Origin of the sequence: Amycolatopsis dendrobii (genome assembly GCF_014145675.1) — a bacterium.
GTDB lineage: Bacteria > Actinomycetota > Actinomycetes > Mycobacteriales > Pseudonocardiaceae > Amycolatopsis > Amycolatopsis dendrobii.
In genome coordinates this window covers 46,653-69,175 of record NZ_JACGZW010000012.1, presented here as the reverse complement: position 1 = coordinate 69,175, position 22,523 = coordinate 46,653, and the positions used below count along the sequence as shown (strand labels likewise).

The 22,523-nt window shown below is 70.5% G+C and carries 20 protein-coding genes; 12 read left to right on the top strand and 8 right to left on the bottom strand.

Annotation, left to right across the window (positions count from 1 at the left end; all coding sequences use genetic code 11):
• Nucleotides 1-7 precede the first annotated feature (7 nt).
• The 5 genes from H4281_RS32885 (at nt 8) to H4281_RS32865 (ending at nt 6,198) form a co-directional block, all read left to right on the top strand.
• Nucleotides 8-415: an Imm7 family immunity protein gene (locus H4281_RS32885; RefSeq protein WP_182894748.1), complete on the top strand. Its 408-nt coding sequence runs from the start codon at nt 8-10 to the stop codon at nt 413-415.
• A gap of 121 nt (nt 416-536) precedes the next feature.
• Nucleotides 537-2,162 (top strand): alpha/beta hydrolase, encoded by a 1,626-nt coding sequence (locus H4281_RS32880; protein WP_312872221.1) that lies wholly within the window; start codon nt 537-539, stop codon nt 2,160-2,162.
• A 106-nt stretch (nt 2,163-2,268) separates the two neighbouring features.
• The gene (locus H4281_RS32875) at nt 2,269-3,408 is read left to right on the top strand and encodes an EfeM/EfeO family lipoprotein (protein ID WP_182894746.1); all 1,140 of its coding nucleotides are present in this window, start codon (nt 2,269-2,271) and stop codon (nt 3,406-3,408) included.
• On the top strand, nt 3,405-4,565 hold the full coding sequence (locus H4281_RS32870) for a Dyp-type peroxidase (protein WP_182894745.1): 1,161 nt from the start codon (nt 3,405-3,407) through the stop codon (nt 4,563-4,565). Before H4281_RS32875 ends, H4281_RS32870 begins: the two co-directional genes overlap by 4 nt.
• A gap of 28 nt (nt 4,566-4,593) precedes the next feature.
• Nucleotides 4,594-6,198 carry a phospholipase C gene (locus H4281_RS32865; protein WP_182894744.1) on the top strand — a complete coding sequence of 535 codons (1,605 nt, stop codon included), beginning with the start codon at nt 4,594-4,596 and terminating at the stop codon, nt 6,196-6,198.
• A gap of 523 nt (nt 6,199-6,721) precedes the next feature.
• On the opposite strand, the gene acnA is transcribed toward H4281_RS32865, so the two are convergent.
• Nucleotides 6,722-9,547: an aconitate hydratase AcnA gene (gene acnA, locus H4281_RS32860; protein ID WP_220508233.1), complete on the bottom strand. Its 2,826-nt coding sequence runs from the start codon at nt 9,545-9,547 to the stop codon at nt 6,722-6,724.
• Nucleotides 9,548-9,891: 344 nt separating this feature from the next.
• Here acnA and H4281_RS32855 point away from each other — a divergent pair, with 344 nt between their 5' ends.
• A complete protein-coding gene (locus H4281_RS32855) occupies nt 9,892-11,277 on the top strand; it encodes an NlpC/P60 family protein (RefSeq protein ID WP_312872220.1) in 1,386 nt (461 codons plus the stop codon).
• Here the strand turns inward: H4281_RS32855 and H4281_RS32850 are convergent.
• A complete protein-coding gene (locus H4281_RS32850; RefSeq protein ID WP_182894742.1) occupies nt 11,267-12,061 on the bottom strand; it encodes a GNAT family N-acetyltransferase in 795 nt (264 codons plus the stop codon). The two genes, H4281_RS32855 and H4281_RS32850, sit on opposite strands and share 11 nt — an antisense overlap.
• Before the next feature lie 128 nt (nt 12,062-12,189).
• Between H4281_RS32850 and mobA the strand changes: the two genes are divergently transcribed.
• The 5 genes from mobA (at nt 12,190) to H4281_RS32825 (ending at nt 16,385) form a co-directional block, all read left to right on the top strand.
• Nucleotides 12,190-12,747, top strand: a complete 558-nt coding sequence (gene mobA, locus H4281_RS32845) for a molybdenum cofactor guanylyltransferase (RefSeq protein WP_182894741.1) — start codon at nt 12,190-12,192, stop codon at nt 12,745-12,747.
• 111 nt (nt 12,748-12,858) lie between these two features.
• On the top strand, nt 12,859-13,923 hold the full coding sequence (locus H4281_RS32840) for an AAA family ATPase (protein WP_037806526.1): 1,065 nt from the start codon (nt 12,859-12,861) through the stop codon (nt 13,921-13,923).
• Nucleotides 13,924-13,999: 76 nt separating this feature from the next.
• Nucleotides 14,000-14,881, top strand: a complete 882-nt coding sequence (locus H4281_RS32835) for a DUF58 domain-containing protein (protein WP_237600880.1) — start codon at nt 14,000-14,002, stop codon at nt 14,879-14,881.
• A 49-nt stretch (nt 14,882-14,930) separates the two neighbouring features.
• A complete protein-coding gene (locus H4281_RS32830; RefSeq protein ID WP_182894739.1) occupies nt 14,931-15,911 on the top strand; it encodes a VWA domain-containing protein in 981 nt (326 codons plus the stop codon).
• 93 nt (nt 15,912-16,004) lie between these two features.
• Nucleotides 16,005-16,385 (top strand): hypothetical protein, encoded by a 381-nt coding sequence (locus tag H4281_RS32825; RefSeq protein WP_182894738.1) that lies wholly within the window; start codon nt 16,005-16,007, stop codon nt 16,383-16,385.
• A 10-nt stretch (nt 16,386-16,395) separates the two neighbouring features.
• Here the strand turns inward: H4281_RS32825 and H4281_RS32820 are convergent, their stop codons facing one another.
• The 6 genes from H4281_RS32820 to H4281_RS32795 are packed head-to-tail and all read right to left on the bottom strand — an operon-like array spanning nt 16,396 to nt 21,640.
• Nucleotides 16,396-16,857 (bottom strand): tRNA (cytidine(34)-2'-O)-methyltransferase, encoded by a 462-nt coding sequence (locus tag H4281_RS32820; protein ID WP_182894737.1) that lies wholly within the window; start codon nt 16,855-16,857, stop codon nt 16,396-16,398.
• 8 nt (nt 16,858-16,865) lie between these two features.
• Nucleotides 16,866-17,291: an acyl-CoA thioesterase gene (locus H4281_RS32815; protein WP_182894736.1), complete on the bottom strand. Its 426-nt coding sequence runs from the start codon at nt 17,289-17,291 to the stop codon at nt 16,866-16,868.
• Between the two features lie 16 nt (nt 17,292-17,307).
• Nucleotides 17,308-18,249 (bottom strand): TAXI family TRAP transporter solute-binding subunit, encoded by a 942-nt coding sequence (locus tag H4281_RS32810; RefSeq protein ID WP_182894735.1) that lies wholly within the window; start codon nt 18,247-18,249, stop codon nt 17,308-17,310.
• On the bottom strand, nt 18,246-19,634 hold the full coding sequence (locus tag H4281_RS32805) for a sensor histidine kinase (RefSeq protein ID WP_182894734.1): 1,389 nt from the start codon (nt 19,632-19,634) through the stop codon (nt 18,246-18,248). Before H4281_RS32805 ends, H4281_RS32810 begins: the two co-directional genes overlap by 4 nt.
• A 3-nt stretch (nt 19,635-19,637) precedes the next feature.
• Nucleotides 19,638-20,303, bottom strand: a complete 666-nt coding sequence (locus H4281_RS32800; RefSeq protein WP_182894733.1) for a response regulator transcription factor — start codon at nt 20,301-20,303, stop codon at nt 19,638-19,640.
• A 14-nt stretch (nt 20,304-20,317) separates the two neighbouring features.
• On the bottom strand, nt 20,318-21,640 hold the full coding sequence (locus H4281_RS32795) for an MFS transporter (protein ID WP_182894732.1): 1,323 nt from the start codon (nt 21,638-21,640) through the stop codon (nt 20,318-20,320).
• A 168-nt stretch (nt 21,641-21,808) separates the two neighbouring features.
• Here H4281_RS32795 and fabG point away from each other — a divergent pair, with 168 nt between their 5' ends.
• On the top strand, nt 21,809-22,513 hold the full coding sequence (fabG, locus tag H4281_RS32790) for a beta-ketoacyl-ACP reductase (RefSeq protein WP_182894731.1): 705 nt from the start codon (nt 21,809-21,811) through the stop codon (nt 22,511-22,513).
• Nucleotides 22,514-22,523: the final 10 nt, after the last annotated feature.

The following is a 22,523-nucleotide window of genomic DNA, read 5'->3' as shown; positions in this document are numbered from 1 at the left end:
GATCTGAATGTATGTGGTGCACGGCTGGTTCGAGCTGGAGGAATCCCCGGCCGAACCCGCGTGGGGCGAGGAGAAGCTCGACGAGCTGGTCGAGGACGTTCGGGCGCGGATCGCCGGGACCGACTTCGGAACCAGCGAAGTGATGCTGAAGGTCTTCAACGGCATCTACGTCTTGCGAGTGGACGGGGCGCCGAACCACCGCGGGACCGAAATCCCCGAGGTGATCGCATTCCTCGAGTACGTCGCCCGGCTGCTTCCCGGATCGTACGGGCTCTTGTACGAACGCGACGCGGAGGCGGAGGACGCGCCCGGGCAGAACGGGTTCCGGGTCCGAGTCATGGCGCGCGGGGAGCTGAGTCTCCGGTTGGACCCCTTCCTCTCGCCGATCCAGCCCGTCATCGAGGACCGTCCCTGAACCGGACCGCTCCTCCGCGCCCGGGAGATCCTCCTTTTGGCCGGTGCCCGGCTTGGCCGGATTATGCCAGTCTCGGTGACGCCCCGTAATCAGACGGGTGCGCAACCAGGGGAGATTCCACGTGCGCGGAGCGAAAAGAGCACGAACCGGAGCGTTGGTCGCGGCGATCGCGACCGCGCTGACCGGGCTGGCTGGCACTGCCGTAGCGGCGCCCGCCAATCCGGCGGCGCCGGCCAGACCCGCGGAGATCGCGCGCACCGCGCCGGTCAAGTGGGAGGACTGCACCAAAGAACAGCTGCGCGGGGTCCCGGAAGACCAGGTGAAGCTGTACAGCTGCGCGCTCTACCGCGTGCCGATCGACCACGACGACGCGTCGCTCGGCAGCATCGACATCGCGCTCATGAAGCGCGCCGCCAAGGTCCCCGGGCAGCGGATCGGGTCGCTGTTCCTCAACCCGGGCGGTCCGGGCGGGTCCGGGCTGCGGATGCCGATCGCGGGCGACCGTTACTTCCGCCCGCAGGTGATGGACCGCTTCGACCTCGTCGGGTTCGACCCGCGCGGCGTCGGGGCCAGCAATCCGCTGCGCTGTTTCACCACGGCCGAGGACGCCGCGGACGTGCAGAGCCAGATGGTCGCGGTTCCGTTGTCGCGCAAGGAAATCTCCGGCACGCTGGCCGCGTACCGCGACTACGGCCAGTTCTGCCGCCGCAACGCGAGCGCGCTGCTCGACCACATGTCCACCCGGGACGTCGTGCGCGACCTCGACCAGTTGCGCGCCGCCGTCGGCGACAAGCAGCTGACCTACACCGGGTTCTCCTACGGCACCCTCGTCGGCTCCACCTACGCGGCGATGTTCCCGAAGCAGACGCGGGCGATCGTGATCGACGGGAACGTCGACCCGCAGCTGCGCACCAACGACGGCGTCACCTACGACCTCGCGCGGGCGCAGGGCTTCGAGATCGCGCTCGACGGCTTCCTAAAGCGCTGCGCCCAGGCCGGCGACAAATGCGCGTTCAGCGCGGGCGACCCGCGGGCGAAGTTCGACGAGTTGCGCGAGCACGTGCGCACCGAGCCGATCACGTTGCCCGGCGGCCAGAAAGTGGACATCGGCGCGCTGACCGGCGCAGTGTCGAGCTCGCTGTATTCGCCTGCTTCGTTCGGCGAGCTGGCGGAGGGTTTGCAGGAGGCGTACTCGGTGCTGCACCCGTCGCTGCAGGCGCAGTCGGCGCGGAAGGGCGCCCTCTCCGCGGGCCGCGGCGGTCTGCTCGACCTCGCCCCGGACAGCCCGTACACCGGCGACGACTCGTACTTCGCGGTGAACTGCGCGGACAAGCCGATGCGGATCCGGCAGGAGCAGGTGCCGGGCATCGCGGCCAAGGCGGACCGGGAATCGCCGACGTTCGGCCGCTACCAGGTGTTCTCCGACATCGCCGCGTGCCCGGTGTGGCCCGCCGCGAAGACGTCCGATCCGTACCGCGGGCCGTGGCGCGCGAACACCGCGACGCCGGTGCTCGTGGTGAGCAACTTCTACGACCCGGCCACCCGGTACCGGTTCGGCCGGCGGATGGCCGAGGAGCTGGGCAACTCGCGGCTGCTGTCGGTCGACGCGTTCGGCCACTGCATCCTCGGCAAGGCACGGGGCGTGGACGACGCGACCGCCGCGTACCTGATCGACCTGAAGGTGCCCGCCGACGGCCAGGTGTTCCAGCCGGACCAGCAGCCGTTCACGCCGCCCGCGAAGGGCTGATCGGTTGATCTTCGGCCCGGAACCGGGCATAACGGCACAACCCTCTTGTCAGCGCCCGGCGGATCGGTGAAAGTGTCCGCCAGAAGTTCACCTGAGGGGAGTTGACGTGCGGCGCTGGGCGGGCGGGTTCGGCGCGGCCGCGGTCCTTGCCGGGATCGCGGCGCTCGCCGGGTGTTCCGGCTCGCCCGCCCAGCCCGGTCCGGTCGAGGTCTCGCGCTCGGCCTGCGGCGACGGCTGGACCGCGCCGCAGGCCGGGCCGCAGACCCTCCAGGTCCGCAACGACGCCGCCGTCACGATGGAGATCGAACTCGTCGACCCGGCCACCGGCACGGTTTTCGGGGAACTGGAAGGCGTCGGCCCCGGCACGACGCGCGCGTTGCCGGTGAACTTCGGCAACGGCGCGTACGCCTTGCGCTGCGCTCCGGAGGACGGTACGCCGTTCGTCGGACCGACGGTGCAGGTCACCGGCGGCGCGGACCGCCCGGGCCCGGCAGTCGTTCCGGTGACCAATGCGGACCTGCTCGGACCGCTCAAGCAGTACCACGCCTATGTCGCAGACGGCCTCGGCACGCTCACCGGCCAGGCCACGGCGCTGGCGCAAGCGGTCCGCTCGGGCAATCGCGATGCGGCGCAACAGGCTTGGCTCACCGCGCACCTCACGTACGAACGGCTCGGCGCCGCTTACGACGCCTTCGGCGACTCGGACGGAGCGATCAACGGAACCACCGCCGGGCTGCCCTCCGGCGCGGCCGATCCGGGTTTCACCGGATTCCATCGCCTCGAGAACGGCCTGTGGCACAACGAAGCGATGCCCGCGCTGGGCCCGGTCGCCGATCAGCTCGACCAAGCGGTGCAGAAGCTGCGCACGTCGTTCGCCGCGGCCCAGATCGACCAGAACGATCTCGGCCTGCGCGCGCACGAGATCATGGAGAACACCCTCCAATTCGAACTGACCGGCCGCACCGACTACGGCAGCGGCTCGAACCTCGCGACCGCCCGCGCGAACCTCGCCGGGACCCGTGCGGTGCTCGACGTGTTGCGCCCGCTGCTGACCACGAGGTTCCCCGGCTTGAAAGACCTCGACGCCTGGATCGCCCGCACCGACCACGATCTCCAAGCGGTAGCCGGGAAACCGCTCTCGGCTCTCGACCGCCAGCAGCGGCAGCGGATCAACGCCGACGTTTCGGAGCTGACCGAACGCCTGGCCCCGGTCGCGGCGATCGCGGAACCGAGGAGGGTCTCGTGACCCTGGGACGGCGCGCGTTCCTGCGCGGAGCGGCAGCCGCCGGAGCGGGCGCGGGTCTGGTCGGCCTGTCCGGAAGCGCGACGGCCGCCGGGGGAGCGGCGCCGTTCCACGGTTCCCGCCAGACAGCGGTGCTGGCCGAACCCGCGAGGCATTCGGTCGTCGCTGCGTTCGATGTCGTCGCCGAGAACCGAACCGAACTCATCGGACTGCTCAAGGAACTCACCGATCGCGCGCGGTTCCTCACCGGCGGCGGCGCGCCCGCGTCGGTCGGGATCACCGGGCCGCCCGCGGACTCCGGCGTGCTCGGTCCGGAAGTCCCGAAAGGACAGCTGTCCGTGCTGGTCGGTGCGGGTGCGTCGCTGTTCGGCGACCGGTACGGGCTCGCCGCGCGCAAACCGCCGAAGCTCAAGCAGATGCCGATGTTCCCGGACGACGCGCTCGATCCACAGTGGTGTCACGGCGATCTGAGCCTCGTGCTCAACGCCGCCGAACCGGACACCGTGCTGCACGCGTTGCGCGACATCGCCCGCGCGACCCGCGGCGGGATGCAGCTGCGGTGGAAGATCGACGGATTCAGCTCGCCGCCGCGTCCGGCGGGGACGCCGCGCAACCTGCTCGGATTCAAGGACGGCACCGCGAATCCCGGACCGGCCGAAGCGGACAGTCTCGTGTGGACGGACGACGGCGGAAGCTATCAGGTGATCCGGCTGATCCGGATGCTGGTCGAGTTCTGGGACCGCGTCTCGCTGTCGGAGCAGGAGAACATGATCGGCCGCCGCCGCGACACCGGTGCGCCGCTCGACGGCGCGGCCGAACAGGACGTGCCGCGCTACGCCGAGGACCCGATCGGCACGGTCATCCCGCTGACCAGCCACATCCGGCTCGCGAACCCGCGCACGCCGCAAACGGACGGACAGCGGATCCTGCGCCGCGCGGTCAACTACGACCGCGGCGTGGATTCCAACGGCAACCTCGACATGGGCCTCGTCTTCACCTGTTACCAGCGCGATCTCGAGCAGCAGTTCGAGGCCGTGCAGAAGCGGCTCGCCGGCGAGCCGCTCACCGACTACGTCTCGCCGTTCGGGGGCGGGTATTTCCACCTGTTCCCGGGCGTGACGGATCCGGCCGACCACTACGGCCGGGCACTGCTGGGTTGATGCTGGGCTGAGCGGAAGGAGTTCTGCAGTGAAGCGGACCAGGAAGCGGGCCACCGCGGCGGCCGCGCTGGCGGCGACCGCGGCGCTGGCTGCGGCGTGCGCGAGCAGTTCGGCGTCGACCTCGGCCCCGGCGCACGCGATCGCCGCCGAGACGTTCACGACGTCGACGCCGATCAAGCACGTCGTGGTGATCTTCGGCGAGAACATCTCCTTCGACCACTACTTCGGCACTTATCCGAACGCCACCAACGAAAACGGCACCCCGTTCCACGCCGCGCCCGGCACCCCGGCGGTCAACGGCCTCACCCCGGAGCTGCTGCAGCACAACCCGAACGCCTACAACCCGAAGCGCCTCAGCCCGGACCAGGCGCTCACCTGCGACCAGGCGCACGACTACAAAAAGGAACAGGCCGCGTTCAACGGCGGCAAGATGGACAAGTTCGTCGAGTACACCGAGAAGGACAAGTGCACCGGGCAGCCCGTGCTGTTCGGCGAGCCCGGCCTGGTGATGAACTACTTCGACGGCAACACCGTCACCGCGATGTGGAACTACGCCCAGCACTACGCGCTGAACGACAACTCCTTCAACACTGTTTTCGGCCCGTCCAGCCCCGGCGCGATCAACCTCGTCTCCGGCCAGACGCACGGCCTGCAACCGGTCGATTCGGTCACCGGCGAGCCGAAGGTCGACCCGCACACCGCGGCTTCGCCGGACGCGCACGGGGTCGGCACCATGATCACCGACCCGGACCCGGCGTTCGACGACTGCTCGGACAAGAACCACACCGCGAAGGACAACCTCGGCGCGTTCCAGGGCCGCAACGTCGGCGATCTGCTGAACGCCCGCGGCGTCACGTGGGGCTGGTTCGAGGGCGGTTTCCGGCCCACCGGCGAGGCGAACGGGTACGCCGTCTGCGGGACGAAACACCCGAACGTGGGCGGCCAGGCGTCCGTCGACTACAGCCCGCACCACGAACCGTTCCAGTATTACCAGTCGACCTCGAACCGGAAGCACCTCCCGCCGTCGTCGCTGCACGCGGTGGGGCAGCAGGATCAGGCGAACCATCAGTACGACGTTCGGGATTTCAACGATGCTCTTGCTGCGGGGACGATGCCCGCGGTGAGTTTCCTGAAGGCGCCGGAGTACCAGGACGGGCACGCTGGTTACTCGGATCCGCTGGACGAGCAGGCCTTTGTGGCCGAGGAGATCAACCGGATCCAGGCTTCGCCACAGTGGAAGAACACGGCGATCGTGCTGGCGTATGACGATTCGGACGGCTGGTACGACCATGTCGCGCCGAAGGTGCTGAATGGTTCGCATGATTCGGCTCAGGATGCTTCGGTGTGCACGTCGAAGCCGGTGAAGCTGGGCGGCTTCGCGGACCGGTGCGGGTACGGTCCGCGGCTGCCGTTGCTGGTGATTTCGCCGTACAGCAAGGTGAATCACGTCGATCACACGATGACGGACCAGACGTCGGTGCTGCGGTTCATCGAGGACAACTGGCATCTGGGGCGGATCGGCGGCGGGTCGTTCGACGTGCTGGCGGCGCCGTTGACGGGGATGTTCGATTTCTCGCACCCGAAGGCGAAACCGGTGAAGCTGGATCCTAGGAGCGGGGCGGTGGTTGGGTAGGGCGGCTCGTCGCCTGGCGGCGACATTGCGCCCGGTCTTGGGTTGCGTGGGGCACCCCGAAGGGTGGTTGTGCTGACGGTTCGGGGGTGCTTGTCAAGGCGGGAAAGATGCCTTGACCAGCACCCCCGAACCGCAGGGCGGCTTTGTATCGGGGTTGGGGGAGGGCTGGGTGCCTCGATGGTTGGGTGCATCGGCGGCGGGTTGGTGTTCGTGCGCACGGTTTGGGTGCGTGGGTGCGTGGGTGCGTGGGTGCGTGGGTGCGGTGGGGTTCGGGGCGTTCGGTTAGCGCCCCAATGTGGCATTGGGTGCGCTAGACGCACCGAACGCCACATTGGGTGCATGCGATGCACCCAATGCCGCATTGGGGCGCATCGCGGCGTGCGAGGGGCCGTGAAGGGCCCCTTGAGGGAATCCAAGTCCGGGAAGGGGCCCTTCACGGAACCGCCGGAGGGGCGGGAGGGGCAGAAACAAGCGTGGCCCGCCCGGAAGAACCGGAGCGGGCCACGACTTGCGGGTCAGACCGTCAGGACTGGGTCATCTTCCGCAGCACGTACTGCAGGATGCCGCCGTTGCGGTAGTAGTCCGCTTCGCCGGGGGTGTCGATGCGGACGACCGCGTCGAACTCCACCTTCGAGCCGTCTTCCTTCGTGGCCGTCACGTGGACCGTCCGCGGCGTCTCGCCGTCGTTCAGCTTCGTGATGCCCGCGATGTCGAACGTCTCGGTGCCGTCGAGCTTCAGCGACGACGCCGACTCGCCCTCCGGGAACTGCAGCGGGATGACGCCCATGCCGATCAGGTTCGAGCGGTGGATGCGCTCGAACGACTCGGTGATCACCGCGCGCACGCCCAGCAGGCTGGTGCCCTTGGCCGCCCAGTCGCGGGACGAACCGGAGCCGTACTCCTTGCCGCCCAGCACGACCAGCGGGGTGCCCGCGGCCGCGTAGTTCTGCGCCGCGTCGTAGATGAACGCCTGCGGCGCGCCCTCCTGGGTGAAGTCGCGGGTGTAGCCGCCCTGCACGTCGTCCAGCAGCTGGTTGCGCAGCCGGATGTTCGCGAAGGTGCCGCGGATCATGACCTCGTGGTTGCCGCGGCGCGAGCCGTAGGAGTTGAAGTCCTTGCGCTCGATGCCGTGCTCGACCAGGTACTGCGCGGCCGGCGTGCCCGGCTTGATCGCGCCGGCGGGGGAGATGTGGTCGGTGGTGACCGAGTCGCCCAGCTTCGCCAGCACCCGCGCGCCGGAGATGTCCTGCACCGGAGCCGGTTCGGCGGCCATGCCGTCGAAGTACGGGGGCTTCCGGACGTAGGTGGACTCGGCGTCCCACTCGAAGGTCTTGCCGGTCGGCGTCGGCAGCGACTTCCAGCGCTCGCCGCCGTCGAACACGTCGGCGTAGTCCTTGGTGAACATCTCCTGGGTGATCGCGGAGTCGATGGTCTCCTGGATCTCCTGCGGCGACGGCCAGATGTCCTTCAGGAACACGTCGTTGCCGTCGGTGTCCTGTCCGAGCGGCTGCGTCGCGAAGTCGAAGTCCATCGTGCCGGCCAGCGCGTAGGCGATGACCAGCGGCGGGGACGCCAGGTAGTTCATCTTGACGTCCGGGTTGATCCGGCCTTCGAAGTTCCGGTTGCCCGAGAGCACCGAGACCGCGGTGAGGTCGTTCTCCTGGATCGCGGCGGAGATCTCGTCCGACAGCGGGCCCGAGTTGCCGATGCAGGTGGTGCAGCCGTAGCCGACCAGGTGGTAGCCCAGCTTCTCCAGGTACGGCCAGAGACCGGCCTTGTTGTAATAGTCGGTGACGACCTGCGAACCCGGGGCCATCGACGTCTTGACCCACGGCTTGACCGACAGGCCCTTGTCGACCGCGTTGCGCGCGAGCAGCGCCGCGCCCAGCATGACCGACGGGTTGGAGGTGTTGGTGCACGAGGTGATCGAGGCGATCACCACGGCGCCGTGGTCGAGGATGAACTCGCCGCGGTCGGCGGTGGACACCTTGACCGGCTTGGTCGGCCGCCCGGTGGCCCCGTTCGCCGCGGACTGCACCGGCACCGAGGTCTCGTCCGCGAACGACAGCGCGGCCGGGTCGGACGCCGGGAAGGTCTCCTCGACGGTCTCGTCCACGTTGGTGTGCGGGGTGGGCTGCTCGTCCTCGGCGTAGTCGTGCACCGACTTGCGGAACGAGGACTTCGCGTCGGTCAGCTCGATGCGGTCCTGCGGGCGCTTCGGGCCGGCGATCGACGGGACGACCGTCGACAGGTCCAGCTCGAGGTACTCGGAGTACTGCGCCTCGTGCGACGGGTCGTGCCAGAGGCCCTGCTCCTTGGCGTACGCCTCGACCAGCGCGACCTGCTCGGCCGAACGGCCGGTGAGCTTGAGGTAGCGGACGGTCTCGTCGTCGATCGGGAAGATCGCCGCGGTGGAGCCGAATTCCGGGCTCATGTTGCCGATGGTGGCGCGGTTGGCCAGCGGGACCTGGGCGACGCTCTCGCCGTAGAACTCGACGAACTTGCCGACCACGCCGTGGCGGCGCAGCATCTCGGTGATCGTGAGCACGACGTCGGTCGCGGTGACGCCCGCCGGGATCTCGCCGGTCAGTTTGAAGCCGACGACGCGCGGGATCAGCATCGACACCGGCTGGCCCAGCATGGCCGCCTCGGCCTCGATGCCGCCGACGCCCCAGCCCAGCACGCCGAGGCCGTTCACCATGGTGGTGTGCGAGTCGGTGCCGACGCAGGAGTCGGGGTAGGCCTGGCCGTTGCGGGCCATGACCGTGCGGGCCAGGTGCTCGATGTTGACCTGGTGCACGATGCCGGTGCCCGGCGGGACGACCTTGAACTCGTCGAAGGCGCCCTGGCCCCAGCGCAGGAACTGGTAGCGCTCGCGGTTGCGCTCGTACTCGATCTCCACGTTGCGCTCGAAGGCGTCCGCGCGGCCGAACACGTCGATGATCACCGAGTGGTCGATGACCATCTCGGCCGGGGCGAGCGGGTTGACCTTGTCCGGGTCGCCGCCGAGAGCGGTCACGGCCTCGCGCATGGTGGCCAGGTCGACCACGCAGGGCACGCCGGTGAAGTCCTGCATGATCACCCGGGCGGGCGTGAACTGGATCTCGATCGACGGGTCCGCGTTCGGATCCCAGCCGCCGAGCGCGCGGATGTGGTCGGCGGTGATGTTCGCGCCGTCCTCGGTGCGCAGCAGGTTCTCGAGGAGGATCTTCAGGCTGTAGGGCAGCCGCGCGGCGCCTTCGACCTTGTCCAGGCGGAAGATCTCGTACGAGTTCTCTTCCACCTGCAAGGTGTCCTTGGCGCCGAAGCTGTCCTTGCTAGGTGCAGTCACGTCTAACTCCAGTGGCATGGATTCCACGCCGCGGCCGGCGTGTCCTCCCGGGTCAGTTCGGTGTCGTTCTCCGGGTCGTCGGGATCGACCCGCGCGAGTCTTGCGCACCCCCACCGTAGGACCGGAACCGGGAGGGCACACCTCGTCTTCTCGACCCAAACAGTACGCGTGTCCTGTATTTCGTTCAAGACGACACGCGGAGTGACGTGCGCCATCCGGACACGCCGTCCCGCCACGTCCCCCGAACAGGGGAAATGATCTCCGCGGTGTGTAAGTTCTTCCTGAGGCTTGTGATAGTGGTGTGACTGCAGAGGTACGCGGTGTGCCCGCGGGACGGCAGCGGGCGAGCGGAGGTGGCGGGCGTGAGGGTCCGGCGTGGACGGTCCGGGACGGCGGGCGCGCTGGTGCGCGGGGCCGGGGCCCGGCGCGGGCTGGCGATCGCGACGGTCACCCTGGCGGCGCTGCTCGGCGCGACGAGCACCGGGCTCGCGGTGCCTCCTCCGCCGCCGAACCCGAGCGACTCCTCGATCGACTCGGCCAAGGGCGACGCGAACGCGAAGGCGGGCGAGGTCGGCCGGCTCACGAACCAGCTCGCGCAGGCCGAGCAGAAGCTCAGCGCGCTGCAGGACGACGTCGAGCTGAAGCAGGAACAGGCCATGAAGGCCCTCGTCGACCTGCAGACCGCGCAGGACGAGGCCACCCAGGCGCAGAACGACGCGAAGTCCGCGCGCCAGGAGGCGGACGCGGCGGTCGGTGCCATCGAGAAGGCCCGCGCGGACGCGAAGAAGTTCGCCGCGGCGAGCTTCGAGCAAGGCAGCACGATCGGGTCGATCTCGGCATACCTGACCTCGGACAGCCCGAAGGACCTGCTCGCCCGAGCCCAGCTGCTCAACGCCATCGGCGGCTCGCGGCTCAACGCGATGGACCGGCTCCAGCAGGCGCAGACGGAGAAGGCCAACAAGGACTCGGCCGCGCGCAAGGCGCTGGAACTGGCGCAGCAGAAGCAGGACGCGGCCACCCGCGCGAAGGGCACCGCGGACGCCGCGCAGTCCGCCGCCGTGTCCGCGCAGCAGGCCCAGGCCGCGCAGAACACGCAGCTGGAAGCCAACAAGAACTCCGTCGAGCAGCAGCTGTACGCCGCGCAGGCGAAGGTCAACGGGCTGCAGGGGCAGCGCCAGCGCTACCAGGACTGGCTCGCGCAGAAGCAGCGCGAGGACGAGGAGCGCGCGCGGCAGGCGGCCCTGCGGGCAGCCGCGGCGAACAACGACGACGACGGCGGAGACGACAACGGCGGCGGAAGCCGCGGCCGTCCGTCCCCGGCGGCGGGAAGTTCGATCGAGGCCGTGATCGCGCGGGCGCTGTCCAAGGTGGGCATGCCGTACGCATGGGGCGGCGGCAACGGCAGCGGTCCGACCCGCGGCATCCGCGACGGCGGCGTGGCCGACCGGTACGGCGACTACCGCAAGATCGGCTTCGACTGCTCCGGCCTGATGATCTACGCCTTCGCCGGCGTACAGGGCCTGCCGCACTTCAGCGGCTACCAGTACACCTCCGGCCGCCGGGTCCCGCTCTCGCAGATGCGCCGCGGCGACATGCTCTTCTGGGGCGGCTCGGGCGGCATTCACCACGTCGCGCTCTACCTCGGCAACGGGCAGATGGTCGAGGCCCCGCAGTCCGGTTCGTACGTCCGCGTGACCTCGGTCCGCTACGGCGGCATCATGCCGTACGCGACGCGCCTCATCGGCTGAGCGGGCTCCACACGTAGGGCGTTGTTTCGGTGACTGCGGTGAAGCCGAGCCGTTCGAGGATCGGGCGGCTGGTGGGCAGCGCGTCGACCTGAAGGCAGGCGACGCCTCGGGCGCGAGCGGTGCCGACGCGGTGGGCCACGAGCGCGCGGTAGAGGCCGCGGCCGCGCCATTCGGGCAGAGTCGCGCCGCCCCAGAGCCCGGCGAATCCGGTGCCGGGCACGAGTTCCAGCCGGGACGCGGCGACGAACCGGCCCTCCGCTTCGGCGACGACGTGCGTGGTGGTCCCGTCGTCGGCGCGAGCCCGAGCCAGCAGATCCGCGGCGACCGCGGCTTCGTCGTGGCCGAACACCGCGGCGGTGAGCGTGGCGATGCGCAGCAGATCGTCACGGCTGTCGGCCTCGCGCACGACCACGTCAGTCGACGGCGGAGCCGAAGCGGCGACCGCGTCCAGCGGCGCGATCAGCACGGTTTCGGTTTCCTCCGGCGCGAATCCGGCGGCGAGCAAGCGTTCGGGAAGCTCCGCGGGACGGTCGTGACCGCGCGTCTTCCACTCGAATTCCTCCCCGCGGGCGGCGAAAAACGCGCGTTGGCGGGCGATCAGTTCGTCGAGCTCGGGCCCGGTCACGCCGAGGTCGGGCGGGCCGGAGACGAAACCGCGGCGGCCGCCGGTGAGGCGGGCGAGCGGGCCGTCGAGAGTCAGCTGTTGTCCGGGCTCGGCCTGCGTCAGCTCGGCTTGGCGGACTTCGCGGTCGTAGGCGGCGAGCAGCCGCGCGGCGTCGGGCACGTCGGCAACCTAACCCGCCCGGCCCCGGAGCGCGCGCGGGTTTCGTGAGTGGCGATGCCGGTTCTCCCCGGCATCGCCGCTCACGACCCCCTGGTGCGCGCGGGTTGGACGGCAGGCAGGCTGGTCCCATGACTCACCGCCCCCGGTTCGCGGGGATCGTGCTCGCCGGCGGTTCCGCGCGCCGGCTGTCCGGGGTGGACAAGCCGGAGCTGCGGGTCGGCGGGATGTCCTTGCTGGGCCGGGCGGTCGAGGCGCTGGCCGGGGCGGACCCGGTCGTGGTGTGCGGTCCGCCGCGGCCGGGATACGACGGCGTCGTCTGGACCCGCGAGGAAGTTCCTGGCGCGGGGCCGGTCGCGGCGCTGGCCGCGGGGCTGCGATCCATCCGGGACGCCGAGTTCGTCGTGCTGCTCGCCGCGGATCTCCCCGGGATCCGGTGCTCCACAGTGGACCGGCTGCGGTCCACTGTGGAGAACACCGACGGCGCCGTGCTCGTGGACGCGGCAGGGGAGCGGCAATGGCTGGTGAGCGCTTGGCGCACCGCGGCTTTGCGGCAGGCGATGCCGGAGCGTCCGGAACACGCGTCGCTGCGCCGGACGCTCGGCGGACTGCGGATCTCCGAGGTCGCCGCCGAACCCGGCGAGAGCGACGACATCGACACGCCGGAGGACCTGGAAAAGCACCGCTGACAGGGGCTTCACAGCTGTCACACCGGCGATGCGATTGGCTACCGTCGCGGGAAGTTCTCGACCCAGTAGGGTCGCGGGCGAGCACGCAGACGTGAAACCCCTGGAGGAAGAGTGACCGAGCCCGGCTTCGCCGAGGGAGCGAACGGGCAGCAGCCCGGCACCCCGGCGCGGGACGCCCAGCTGCTGGAACGCACCGTGTTCGAGGTGAAGCGCGTCATCGTCGGACAGGACCGGCTGGTGGAGCGCATGCTCGTCGGGCTGCTGGCGAAGGGGCACCTGCTGCTCGAAGGCGTGCCCGGGGTCGCGAAGACGCTCGCGGTCGAGACGTTCGCGCGCGTCGTCGGCGGTTCGTTCTCCCGCGTGCAGTTCACCCCCGACCTGGTGCCCGCCGACATCCTCGGCACGCGCATCTACCGCCAGGGCGCCGAGCGCTTCGACGTCGAACTGGGCCCGGTCGTCGCGAACTTCGTGCTCGCCGACGAGATCAACCGCGCCCCGGCGAAGGTGCAGTCGGCGATGCTGGAGGTGATGGCCGAGCGGCACGTGTCGATCGGCGGCAAGACCTTCCCGATGCCCGATCCGTTCCTCGTGCTGGCCACCCAGAACCCGATCGAGAACGAGGGCGTGTACCCGCTGCCGGAAGCCCAGCGCGACCGGTTCCTGTTCAAGATCCTGGTCGAGTACCCCTCCGCCGAGGAGGAGCGCGAGATCATCTACCGGATGGGCGTCACGCCGCCGGAGCCGCACGAGGTGCTGAGCCCGGCGGAACTGGTCCGGCTGCAGGGCGTCGCGTCGCAGGTGTTCGTGCACCACGCGCTGGTCGACTACGTCGTGCGCCTGGTGCTCACCACGCGCACCCCGAACGACCACGGGCTTTCCGACGTCGCGGGCTGGGTGTCCTACGGGGCCTCGCCGCGCGCGAGCCTCGGCATCATCGCCGCGGCGCGGGCGCTGGCGCTCGTGCGCGGCCGCGACTACGTGCTCCCGCAAGACGTCGTCGACGTCGTGCCGGACGTGCTGCGCCACCGGCTCGTGCTGTCCTACGACGCGCTGGCCGACGGCGTCCCGGTGGACCACATCGTCACCCGCGTGCTGCAGACCGTGCCGCTGCCGCAGGTTTCGGCCCGGCCGCAGGGCGGCGCCGGCCCGGTGCCGGCGGGCGCGCCCGTCAGGTAGCGGCGTGGCTGGCACCTCCTCGAAAGAACCGGGCGGACGGCCCGGCTGGGCCCCGCCGATCCTGCGCGGCGACCGGATGGAAGCGGGACTGCGCACCCTCGAACTCGAAGTGCGCCGCCGCCTCGACGGGCTGCTCCAGGGCAACCATCTCGGCCTCGTCCCGGGGCCGGGTTCCGAGCCCGGCGAGGCGCGGCCGTACCAGCCCGGCGACGACGTGCGCCGGATGGACTGGGCGGTCACCGCGCGCACGACGACGCCGCACATCCGCGAGACGGTCGCGGACCGCGAGCTGGAGACGTGGGTCGTCGCGGACATGTCGGCGAGCCTCGACTTCGGCACCGCGCTGTGCGAGAAGCGGGACCTGGTGGTCTGCGCGACCGCGGCGGTCGCGCACCTGACCGGCGGCGGCGGAAACCGGATCGGCGCGCTCGTGTCCAACGGCGAAGGCATCACCCGGCTCCCGGCTCGCGGCGGCCTTCCGCACGCCCGCGGTCTCGTCCGGCGGCTGGCGGAGACGCCTCGCGCCGCTGAAGGCGTCCGCGGCGATTTCGCCGGTGCGCTGGAGCAGTTGCGCCGTCCGCCGCGCCGGCGAGGCTTGGCGGTGGCGATTTCGGACTTCCTCGGCCCGCTGGACTGGGAGCGCCCGTTGCGCGCGCTCGGCGGCAGGCACGAGCTGATCGCGATCGAAATCGTCGACCCGCGGGACGTGGACCTGCCGGACGTCGGCACCGTCGTGCTGGCCGACCCGGAGACCGGACGGCAGCGCGAGGTGCACGCTTCGGCGTTGCTGCGCAAGGAATTCGGCGCGGCGGCGAACGCGCACCGGCAGGCGGTCGCGGCCAGTCTGCGCCGGGCCGGGGCCGCGCACCTGGTGCTGCGCACCGATTCCGACTGGATCGCGGACATGGTGCGGTTCGTGGTCGCCCGCAAACGCCGCTGGTCGGGAGGTGTCGCATGAACACGACGCACGCGGCCGCCGCCCGGACGACCAGTAAGGAGGCGACGGCATGAGCCTCGCCGGTTTCAGTTCGCCCTGGTGGTTCCTGCTGCTGATCGCGGTCGCTGCGGTGGCTGCCGCGTACGTGCTGTCGCAGCGGCAGCGGCGCCGCCGGGTGATGCGGTTCGCGAATCTGGAGCTGCTGGAGAAAGTCGCCCCCAAGGCGCAGGGCTGGATCCGGCACGTGCCCGCGGTGCTGATCGTGCTGTCGCTGCTGTTCCTGACGGTCTCGCTGGCCGGTCCGACGGCCGAGCAGAAGGTGCCGCGCAACCGGGCGACGGTCGTGCTGGTGATCGACGTGTCGCTGTCGATGGAAGCCACCGACGTCGCCCCGACGCGGCTGAAGGCGGCCCAGGACGCGGCGAAGCAGTTCGCGCAGAACATGACGCCCGGCGTCAACCTGGGCCTGATCTCGTTCGCCGGCACCGCGACCGTGCTGGTCAACCCGACCACGGACCGGGCGGGCGTGTCGAAAGCGATCGACAACCTCAAGCTCGCGCAGTCCACCGCCACCGGCGAGGGCATTTACGCGGCGATGCAGTCGATCCAGAGCTTCTCCGCGGTGGTCGGCGGCGCGGACGGCCCGCCGCCCGCGCGCATCGTGCTGATGAGCGACGGCAAGCAGACGGTGCCGGAAGACCTGTACGCCCCGCGCGGCGCGTACACCGCGGCGCAGGCGGCGAAGCAGGCGCAGATGCCGATCTCGTCGATTTCGTTCGGCACCGAGCACGGGTCGGTCGACATCGAGGGCAAGCAGCAGGACGTCCGCGTGGACGACGAATCCCTGCGCGAGATCGCCCGGCTGTCCGGGGGAGAGTTCTACAAGGCGGCTAGCGCGGACGAGCTGAAACGCGTCTACGCCGACCTGGGGGAGCAGATCGGGTACGAGCTGAAGAACGCCGACGCGAGCAAGCCGTGGGTGGTGCTGGGGACGATCATCCTCATGGCCGGGGCGGCGACCGCGTTGGTGTTCGGCCAGAGACTGCCTTAGCCGGTCCGGGTCGCTTCCGGCGGGCGGCGGGCCCGGCCGGAAGCAACTACCGTGGCTGCCTCGACCGCCGCGGGCGAAGGAGGCAGGACCGACATGCGATGGCCGTTCCGGAAGAAGCCCCCGCCGCTGTCTTCGCCGGAGCCCGATCCCGTGCCCCTTCCCCCGCAAGCGGGCACCTTTCTCTGCCTCGTCCAGGTCGGCGACGACGAAAGCGGCCGCATGGTGTCCAGCGAAGTCCTTGACCGGCTGGTCCGGGCGACGAAGGATCCGGCGCTGGAGACGCTGGACGAGCACTTCGGCGCCGAGGAGTGGTGCTTCCGGATCCGCACCACCGCGAGCCGCGAAGGGCCGGGCGCCTGTTTCGCCCTGGACGTCGCCATTCCGCCGGGCGAGACGGCGGCCGGAATGAGCGATCTGATCAGCGACGAGTTCGTCCGCCGGTGGCAGGCCGCCCTCGCGCGCTACCTGCCCTGAGACCCGTCCTTCACGGGGTCGCGAAGCCGTTCTGCCGCCAGCCTTCGTACACCGCGATCGCCGCTGTGTTCGCCAGGTTCAGCGACCGGTTGTTGGGCAGCATCGGCAGCCGCAGCCGGTCAGCGACCTCCGGCGCGTGCTGCACCTCGTCCGGCAGCCCGGCGGACTCCGGCCCGAACATCAGCACGTCGCCGGGTTCGTAGGACACGTCCGTGTAGAGCCGGGTCGCCGTGGCACTGAACGCGTAGACCTTCGAGGGCAGCAAGGCTTCCCACGCCGCGGCCAGATCGGCGTGCACGTGGACCCGCGCGAGGTCGTGGTAATCGAGCCCGGCGCGGCGGAGCTGCTTGTCCTCCAAGGTGAACCCGAGCGGTTCGACCAGGTGCAGCTCGCATCCGGTGTTCGCGGCCAGCCGGATCGCGTTGCCGGTGTTGGGCGGGATTTCGGGGCGGTAGAACAACACTCGGAACACGGGACGCCTCACACCGCCTCGGGAAGGTGCTTCGCGTAGGCCGCGCGCACGTCCGGCGGCGGTTCCGTCTTGCGGTAGTTCCCGGTGTCGACGAACACGTACCGCAGCCGGATCTCGGTCGTCACCGTTTCGCCGCGCCGGACTTCGAGCTCGAACTGCATCGACGTGGTGCCCAGGCGGGTCAGATACACCGCGACGGCCAGTTCGTCGTCGAAGCGGCACGGCGCGAAGTACCGCAGGTTCGACTCGGCGACCACGACGTCGACGCCGGTGGCGAGCAGTGCGTCGTGCGAACCGAAGAGGGCTCTTTCCACCTCGAACGCCGCCATGTCCGCGTAGGCCAGGTAATGCGCGTTGAAGACGATCCCCTGGGCGTCGCATTCGTGGTAGCGCACGCGCAGGGGCATTTCGACGATGGGGCGGCGTTCGGTCACCCGACCAATCTAGCGATCAGCCGTGGAGCGCGCGGTAGGTGTCGGCCGCCCCCCGGTGCAACGGCACCGGCTGGGTGCCGATCAGCGTCCGCACGTCCAGGAACTGCGTCCCGACCGCCTGCGCGGGCACCAGCTCGGCAGCCCGCTCCGCCAGCACCCGGACCACCGCCGCGGCGACGTCGAAGGGCAGCTTAGGCGAGCAGACCAGCAGATTCGCCACCCCGATGGTGCCCAGCGCGCCCACCCCGCGATAAGCCCCGGCGGGAACCTGCACCTGCTCGTACAGCGGCCCGTACGCCTTGCGCAGCTGGGGGAGCACCGACGCCAGCGGGACGAGCGAGAGCGGCGTCGTGCGGTTGAGGTCGGCGAGGGCGGGCGTCGGGATCCCGCCGGACCACAAGAAGGCGTCGATCCGGCGGTCGTGCAGGGCGGCGACCGCGTCGTTCAGCGGCAGGTGCTGCGCTTGGACCGGGATGCTGCTCGCGGCGAAGACCCGTTCGCCCAATTGCGCGGCGCCGGAGCGGCTCGCGCCGACCGAGATCGGGCGCCCGGCCAGGGAGCGCAGGTCGGTGAGCTGGTCCTCGGCGCGGACGACCAGCTGCAGGTAATTCTCGTAGACGCGGCCGAGTGCTTGCAGCGGAACGGGTTTCCCGAACGGCGTGCCGCCGGTGATCGCGGATTGCGCCACGTCGGCGAGCGCCAGGCCGAAGTCGGCCGTTCCGTCTTGGACGCGTTGCACGTTCTCGACGCTCGCCTCGGTGGGGAGCGCGCTGCAGTGCAGCCGCGGTTCGGCGCGCGACAGTTCGGCGGCCAGCACCTCGGCGAAGGCCAGGTAGAAACCGCCGGGTTCGCCGGACGCGATGGTGATCTTCCGGTCCGGGCCGCGGTAGGTGTCGTCGCAGGCGGCGAGCGTCAGGGCCAGGCCGCCGAGGATCGCGGCGCGGCGGGTGAGGGTCACTGCGTCACCGCCGCGGGCAGTGTGATCCGGACTTGCAGGCCGTGCGGTTCGACCGCGCGCAGCTCCAGAACCCCGCCCCGGGCACGGGTTTGCTCCCGGGCGATGGCCAGTCCGAGGCCGGTGCCGCGGGGCGCGCCGTCGCCGCCCGCGCGCCAGAATCGTTCGGTGGCGCGGGCGAGGTCTTCCGGCGGGAGGCCGGGACCGTCGTCGGTGACGATCAGCGTGACACTGTCCGAAGCGGACTCCCAAGCGGCGGTGATGGTCGCTCCCTGGCCGGCGTGGTGGACGGCGTTGTCCAGCAGGACGTCGAGAATCTGCGCCAGTTCGCTTTCCGGCGTGCGCACCAGCAGCGGCTCAGTATGCCCCGCGCACGGCACGAGCGTCGCGCCGGCTTCGTCGGCGGACAACCGCCACGCGTCGACCCGTTCCGCGACGACAGCGGCCAGGTCGGCGGGCTCGTCGTCGGCGCGCGCGGCCAGCCGGGTCGCGGTGCTTTCCGCGGTGGCGAGGGCGAGCAGGCCGTCGAGAATGCGTTCCAGCCGTTCGACTTCCGCTACCGTGGCCTCGTAAGCCGGGCGGTTCTCGACCTCGGTGCCGAGCAGGTCGAGCCGCAGCCGGAGCGCGGCCATCGGGTTCCGCAGCTGGTGCGAGGTGTCCGCGACGAGCCGCTGCTGCTGGTTCGCCGATTCGACCACCGCGTCGGACATCCGGTTCACCGACGCCGCAAGCGACCGCAATTCGCGCGGCCCGGACCGTTCCGGCACCTGCGCCCGGCGTCCGCCCGCCACCGCCAGCACGCCGGTTTCCAGCTCCACCAGCGGCCGCACCATCCACCGCGACAGCAGGACCGCGAGCAGCACGAACAGCGCCGCGACCACCATCGCCCCGGCCGCGATCGCGCTCCACGCCGCTGCGACGTCCGACGCCGCGGCGGTCACCGAGGCGCGCAGGAGGACCACGCCGGACACCCGCGTCCCGGTGCCGACCGGGCGCGCGAACAGCACCGGAGTGTCCGACCACGGCCGGATCCGCTCGACCGGCGCTTCCGGCTCGTTCCGCAGCGTCGCCTCGATGACGGTCCGCGCTTCGGGATCACTGCTGGTCAGACCGCCGGTTTCGACCAGCGGCTGCCGCTGCGCGTCGACGATCAGCACGCCTTCGCTGTATAACGACGAATACTGCCGCGCGTCGGCGTTCAGCGCGGTCGCGTCGCCGGAATCGACGGCCTGTTGCGCGAGCACCACGAAGCGGTCGACGTCGCTGCTGCGCGAGATCACCAGCTGCTGGGTCCGCTGATCGGCGGTCGCGGACAGCAGCGGCACGGCGAACGCTGCCACCACTGCGAGCGCGAGCGTGACCAGGACAGCCAGCAGGCGAGTGCGCACCGATCAGCTCCGGCCGAGCCGGTAGCCGAAGCCGCGGATCGTGGTGAGCAGGCCGGGCCGGTCGAGTTTCGCGCGCAGCTGCGTCATGTGGACGTCGAGCGAGCGGGAAACGGCGAGGTACGCGTCGCCCCACACCTCGTCCATCAGCTGCTGGCGGCTCACCGCCGTGCCGGGCCGCGCGGCGAGCACCGCCAGCACGGCGAATTCCTTCGTGGTCAGGCCGATGTCGCGGCCGCCGACCACGACCCGGCGCGCGCCCAGATCGATCTCGACGTCCTCGATCTGCACCACCGGATCTTTCGGCGCGGGGGAGGAGCTGCCCGCCCGCCGCGCCACGGCGTCCATCCGGGCCAGCAACTCGGCCATCCGCACCGGTTTCGCGAGGTAGTCGTCCGCGCCGAAGCGCAGCGCGCGGACGACCGAACGCTCGTCGTCGCGCGCGGTCAGCACGATCACCGGCACCGGAGACACCTGGCGGATCTTGCGCAGCACGTCCAGCCCGTCGAGATCCGGCAGGCCGAGGTCGAGAAGCAGCAGCTCCGCGTCCCGGTGCCGGGTGAGGGCGTCCGAGCCGCGGCCGACCGCGGTGACGGAGTGGCCGTGCGCCTGCAGCGTTTCGGCGAGTGCCCGGGCGACCCCGGTGTCGTCCTCCACGAGCAGCACGCGCACGGCCGTCCTCCCGATCAGTCCTCGCCGCGTTCGAGGGCGGACGAACGCGAAGTTTCCCGCATTGTCGCGTACACGACGAGCGACACGAGGACGCAACCCGCGACGTACCAGAAGAAGAGCGATTCGTGACCCGCCTTCTTCAGCGCCTGGGCGATCAGCTCGGCGGTCCCGCCGAAGATCGCGACGGTGAGCGCGTAGGGCAGGCCGACGCCGATCGCGCGGATCCGCGTCGGGAAGAGCTCGGCCTTCACGATCGCGTTGATCGAGGTGTAGCCGGTCACGATCACCAGCGCGCCGAGCAGCAGCAGGAACGCGAGGAACGGCTGGCTGGTGTGCGCCATCAGGGTCATGATCGGCACGGTCAGCAGGGTGCCCGCGATGCCGAAGAACATCAGCAGCTTGCGCCGGCCGATCTTGTCCGAGAGCCGTCCGGCCAGCGGCTGCAGGATCGCGAAGATCAGCAGCGCGACGAACATGATCACGGTGACTGTGCGCCGCGGGATGTGCGCGGTGTTCTCCAGGAACTTCTGCGTGTAGGTGGCGTAGGTGTAGAACGCGACCGTGCCGCCGAGCGTCAGTCCGACGACGAGCAGGATCTCCCGCGGGTACTTCACGAGCTGGCGCAGCGTGCCGCGTTCGCCCTTGCCGGTCTCGGCCCCTTCGGTGACCCGCTGGTAGCTCTCGGACTCGTCCATCGACCGCCGCAGCGCCATCACGATCACCGCCGCGAGCGCGCCGACGACGAACGCGATCCGCCAGCCCCAGTCGCCCATCTGCTTGTCGGTGAGCACGCTTTGCAGGATGAGCTGCAGCCCCAGCGCGAGCAGCTGCCCGCCGACGAGCGTCACGTACTGGAAGCTGGAGTAGAACCCGCGCTTGCCGGGCGTGGCCACCTCGGACAGGTACGTCGCCGAGGTGGAGTACTCGCCGCCGACCGAAAGCCCTTGCAGCAGCCGGGAAAACACCAGCAGGATCGGCGCCGCGATGCCGATCGTCGAGTAGCCCGGCGTCACCGCGATGAGCAGCGACCCGGCCGCCATCATCGACACCGAGAGCACGAGCGCGGAACGCCGTCCGTAGCGGTCGGCGAACCGGCCGAGCAGCCAGCCGCCGAGCGGCCGCATGAGGAATCCGACGGCGAACACCGCCGCGGTGTTGAGGAACTGCGCCGTGGCATCGCCGCCGGGGAAGAACGCCTTCGCGAAGTAGACGGTGAACGCCGAATAGGCGTACCAGTCGTACCACTCGACGAGATTTCCGATCGAGCCGCGCAGCACGTTGCCGACCACGCGCCGCTCGTCCCGCGCCGAGCCGGCGTCCTGGATCCGGGTAGTCATCCTTGACCTCCTGTGTCGCGACTCACGGTGACCAACCGGGCAGTAACCATCAAGGTCGAGGCGCGGTTCCTTACCGTCGCTTAGGACGGGAGTGCCGGGTGCGCCGCCGGTCAGCGCAGCCGATAGCCTCACCGCGGGCGCAATCGCGATGACGACGAGGAGAACGCAGTGGGACGGTCGGTCTTGGTCACCGGCGGCAACCGTGGGATCGGGCTGGCGATCGCCCGGGACCTCGCCGAGCAGGGCCACCAGGTGGCGGTGACGCACCGCGGGTCCGGCGCGCCCGAGGGGCTTTTCGGCGTGCAGGCCGACGTCACCGACGCCGAGCAGGTGGACGCGGCGTTCAAGCTCGTGGAGGAGCACCAGGGACCGGTCGAGGTCCTGGTGTCCAACGCCGGGCTCACCGACGACACCCTGCTCATGCGGATGTCGGAGGAGCAGTTCGAGCGCGTGCTGAACGCGAACCTCACCGGCGCGTTCCGCGTCGCCAAGCGGGCCTCGCGCGGCATGCTGCGCGCCCGCTGGGGCCGGTTCGTGTTCATCTCGTCCGTGGTGGGCCTTTCCGGCTCGGCCGGGCAGGCGAACTACGCCGCCTCGAAGGCGGGCCTGGTCGGCTTCGCGCGTTCGCTCGCGCGGGAGCTGGGCTCGCGCAACATCACCGCGAACGTGGTGGCCCCCGGTTTCGTGCACACCGACATGACCGACGCGCTGAGCGAGGACCGGCGCAAGGAGATCCTCGCTAACGTCCCGTCCGGCCGCTACGCCGAACCGGCCGAGATCGCCGCCGCGGTGCGGTACCTGTCCTCGGACGAGGCGGGCTACGTCAACGGCGCGGTGCTGCCCGTCGACGGCGGCCTCGGCCTCGGCCACTGACCCTTTCCCG

What these genes read in the sequence shown, in the direction of transcription:
- H4281_RS32825 (WP_182894738.1), top strand. Translation starts at nt 16,005, where the DNA reads ATGCGATGGCCGTTCCGGAAGAAGCCCCCGCCGCTGTCTTCGCCGGAG.
- H4281_RS32795 (WP_182894732.1), bottom strand. Translation starts at nt 21,640, where the DNA reads ATGACTACCCGGATCCAGGACGCCGGCTCGGCGCGGGACGAGCGGCGC.
- mobA (WP_182894741.1), top strand. Translation starts at nt 12,190, where the DNA reads ATGACTCACCGCCCCCGGTTCGCGGGGATCGTGCTCGCCGGCGGTTCC.
- H4281_RS32835 (WP_237600880.1), top strand. Translation starts at nt 14,000, where the DNA reads ATGGAAGCGGGACTGCGCACCCTCGAACTCGAAGTGCGCCGCCGCCTC.
- H4281_RS32830 (WP_182894739.1), top strand. Translation starts at nt 14,931, where the DNA reads ATGAGCCTCGCCGGTTTCAGTTCGCCCTGGTGGTTCCTGCTGCTGATC.
- acnA (WP_220508233.1), bottom strand. Translation starts at nt 9,547, where the DNA reads ATGCCACTGGAGTTAGACGTGACTGCACCTAGCAAGGACAGCTTCGGC.
- H4281_RS32885 (WP_182894748.1), top strand. Translation starts at nt 8, where the DNA reads ATGTATGTGGTGCACGGCTGGTTCGAGCTGGAGGAATCCCCGGCCGAA.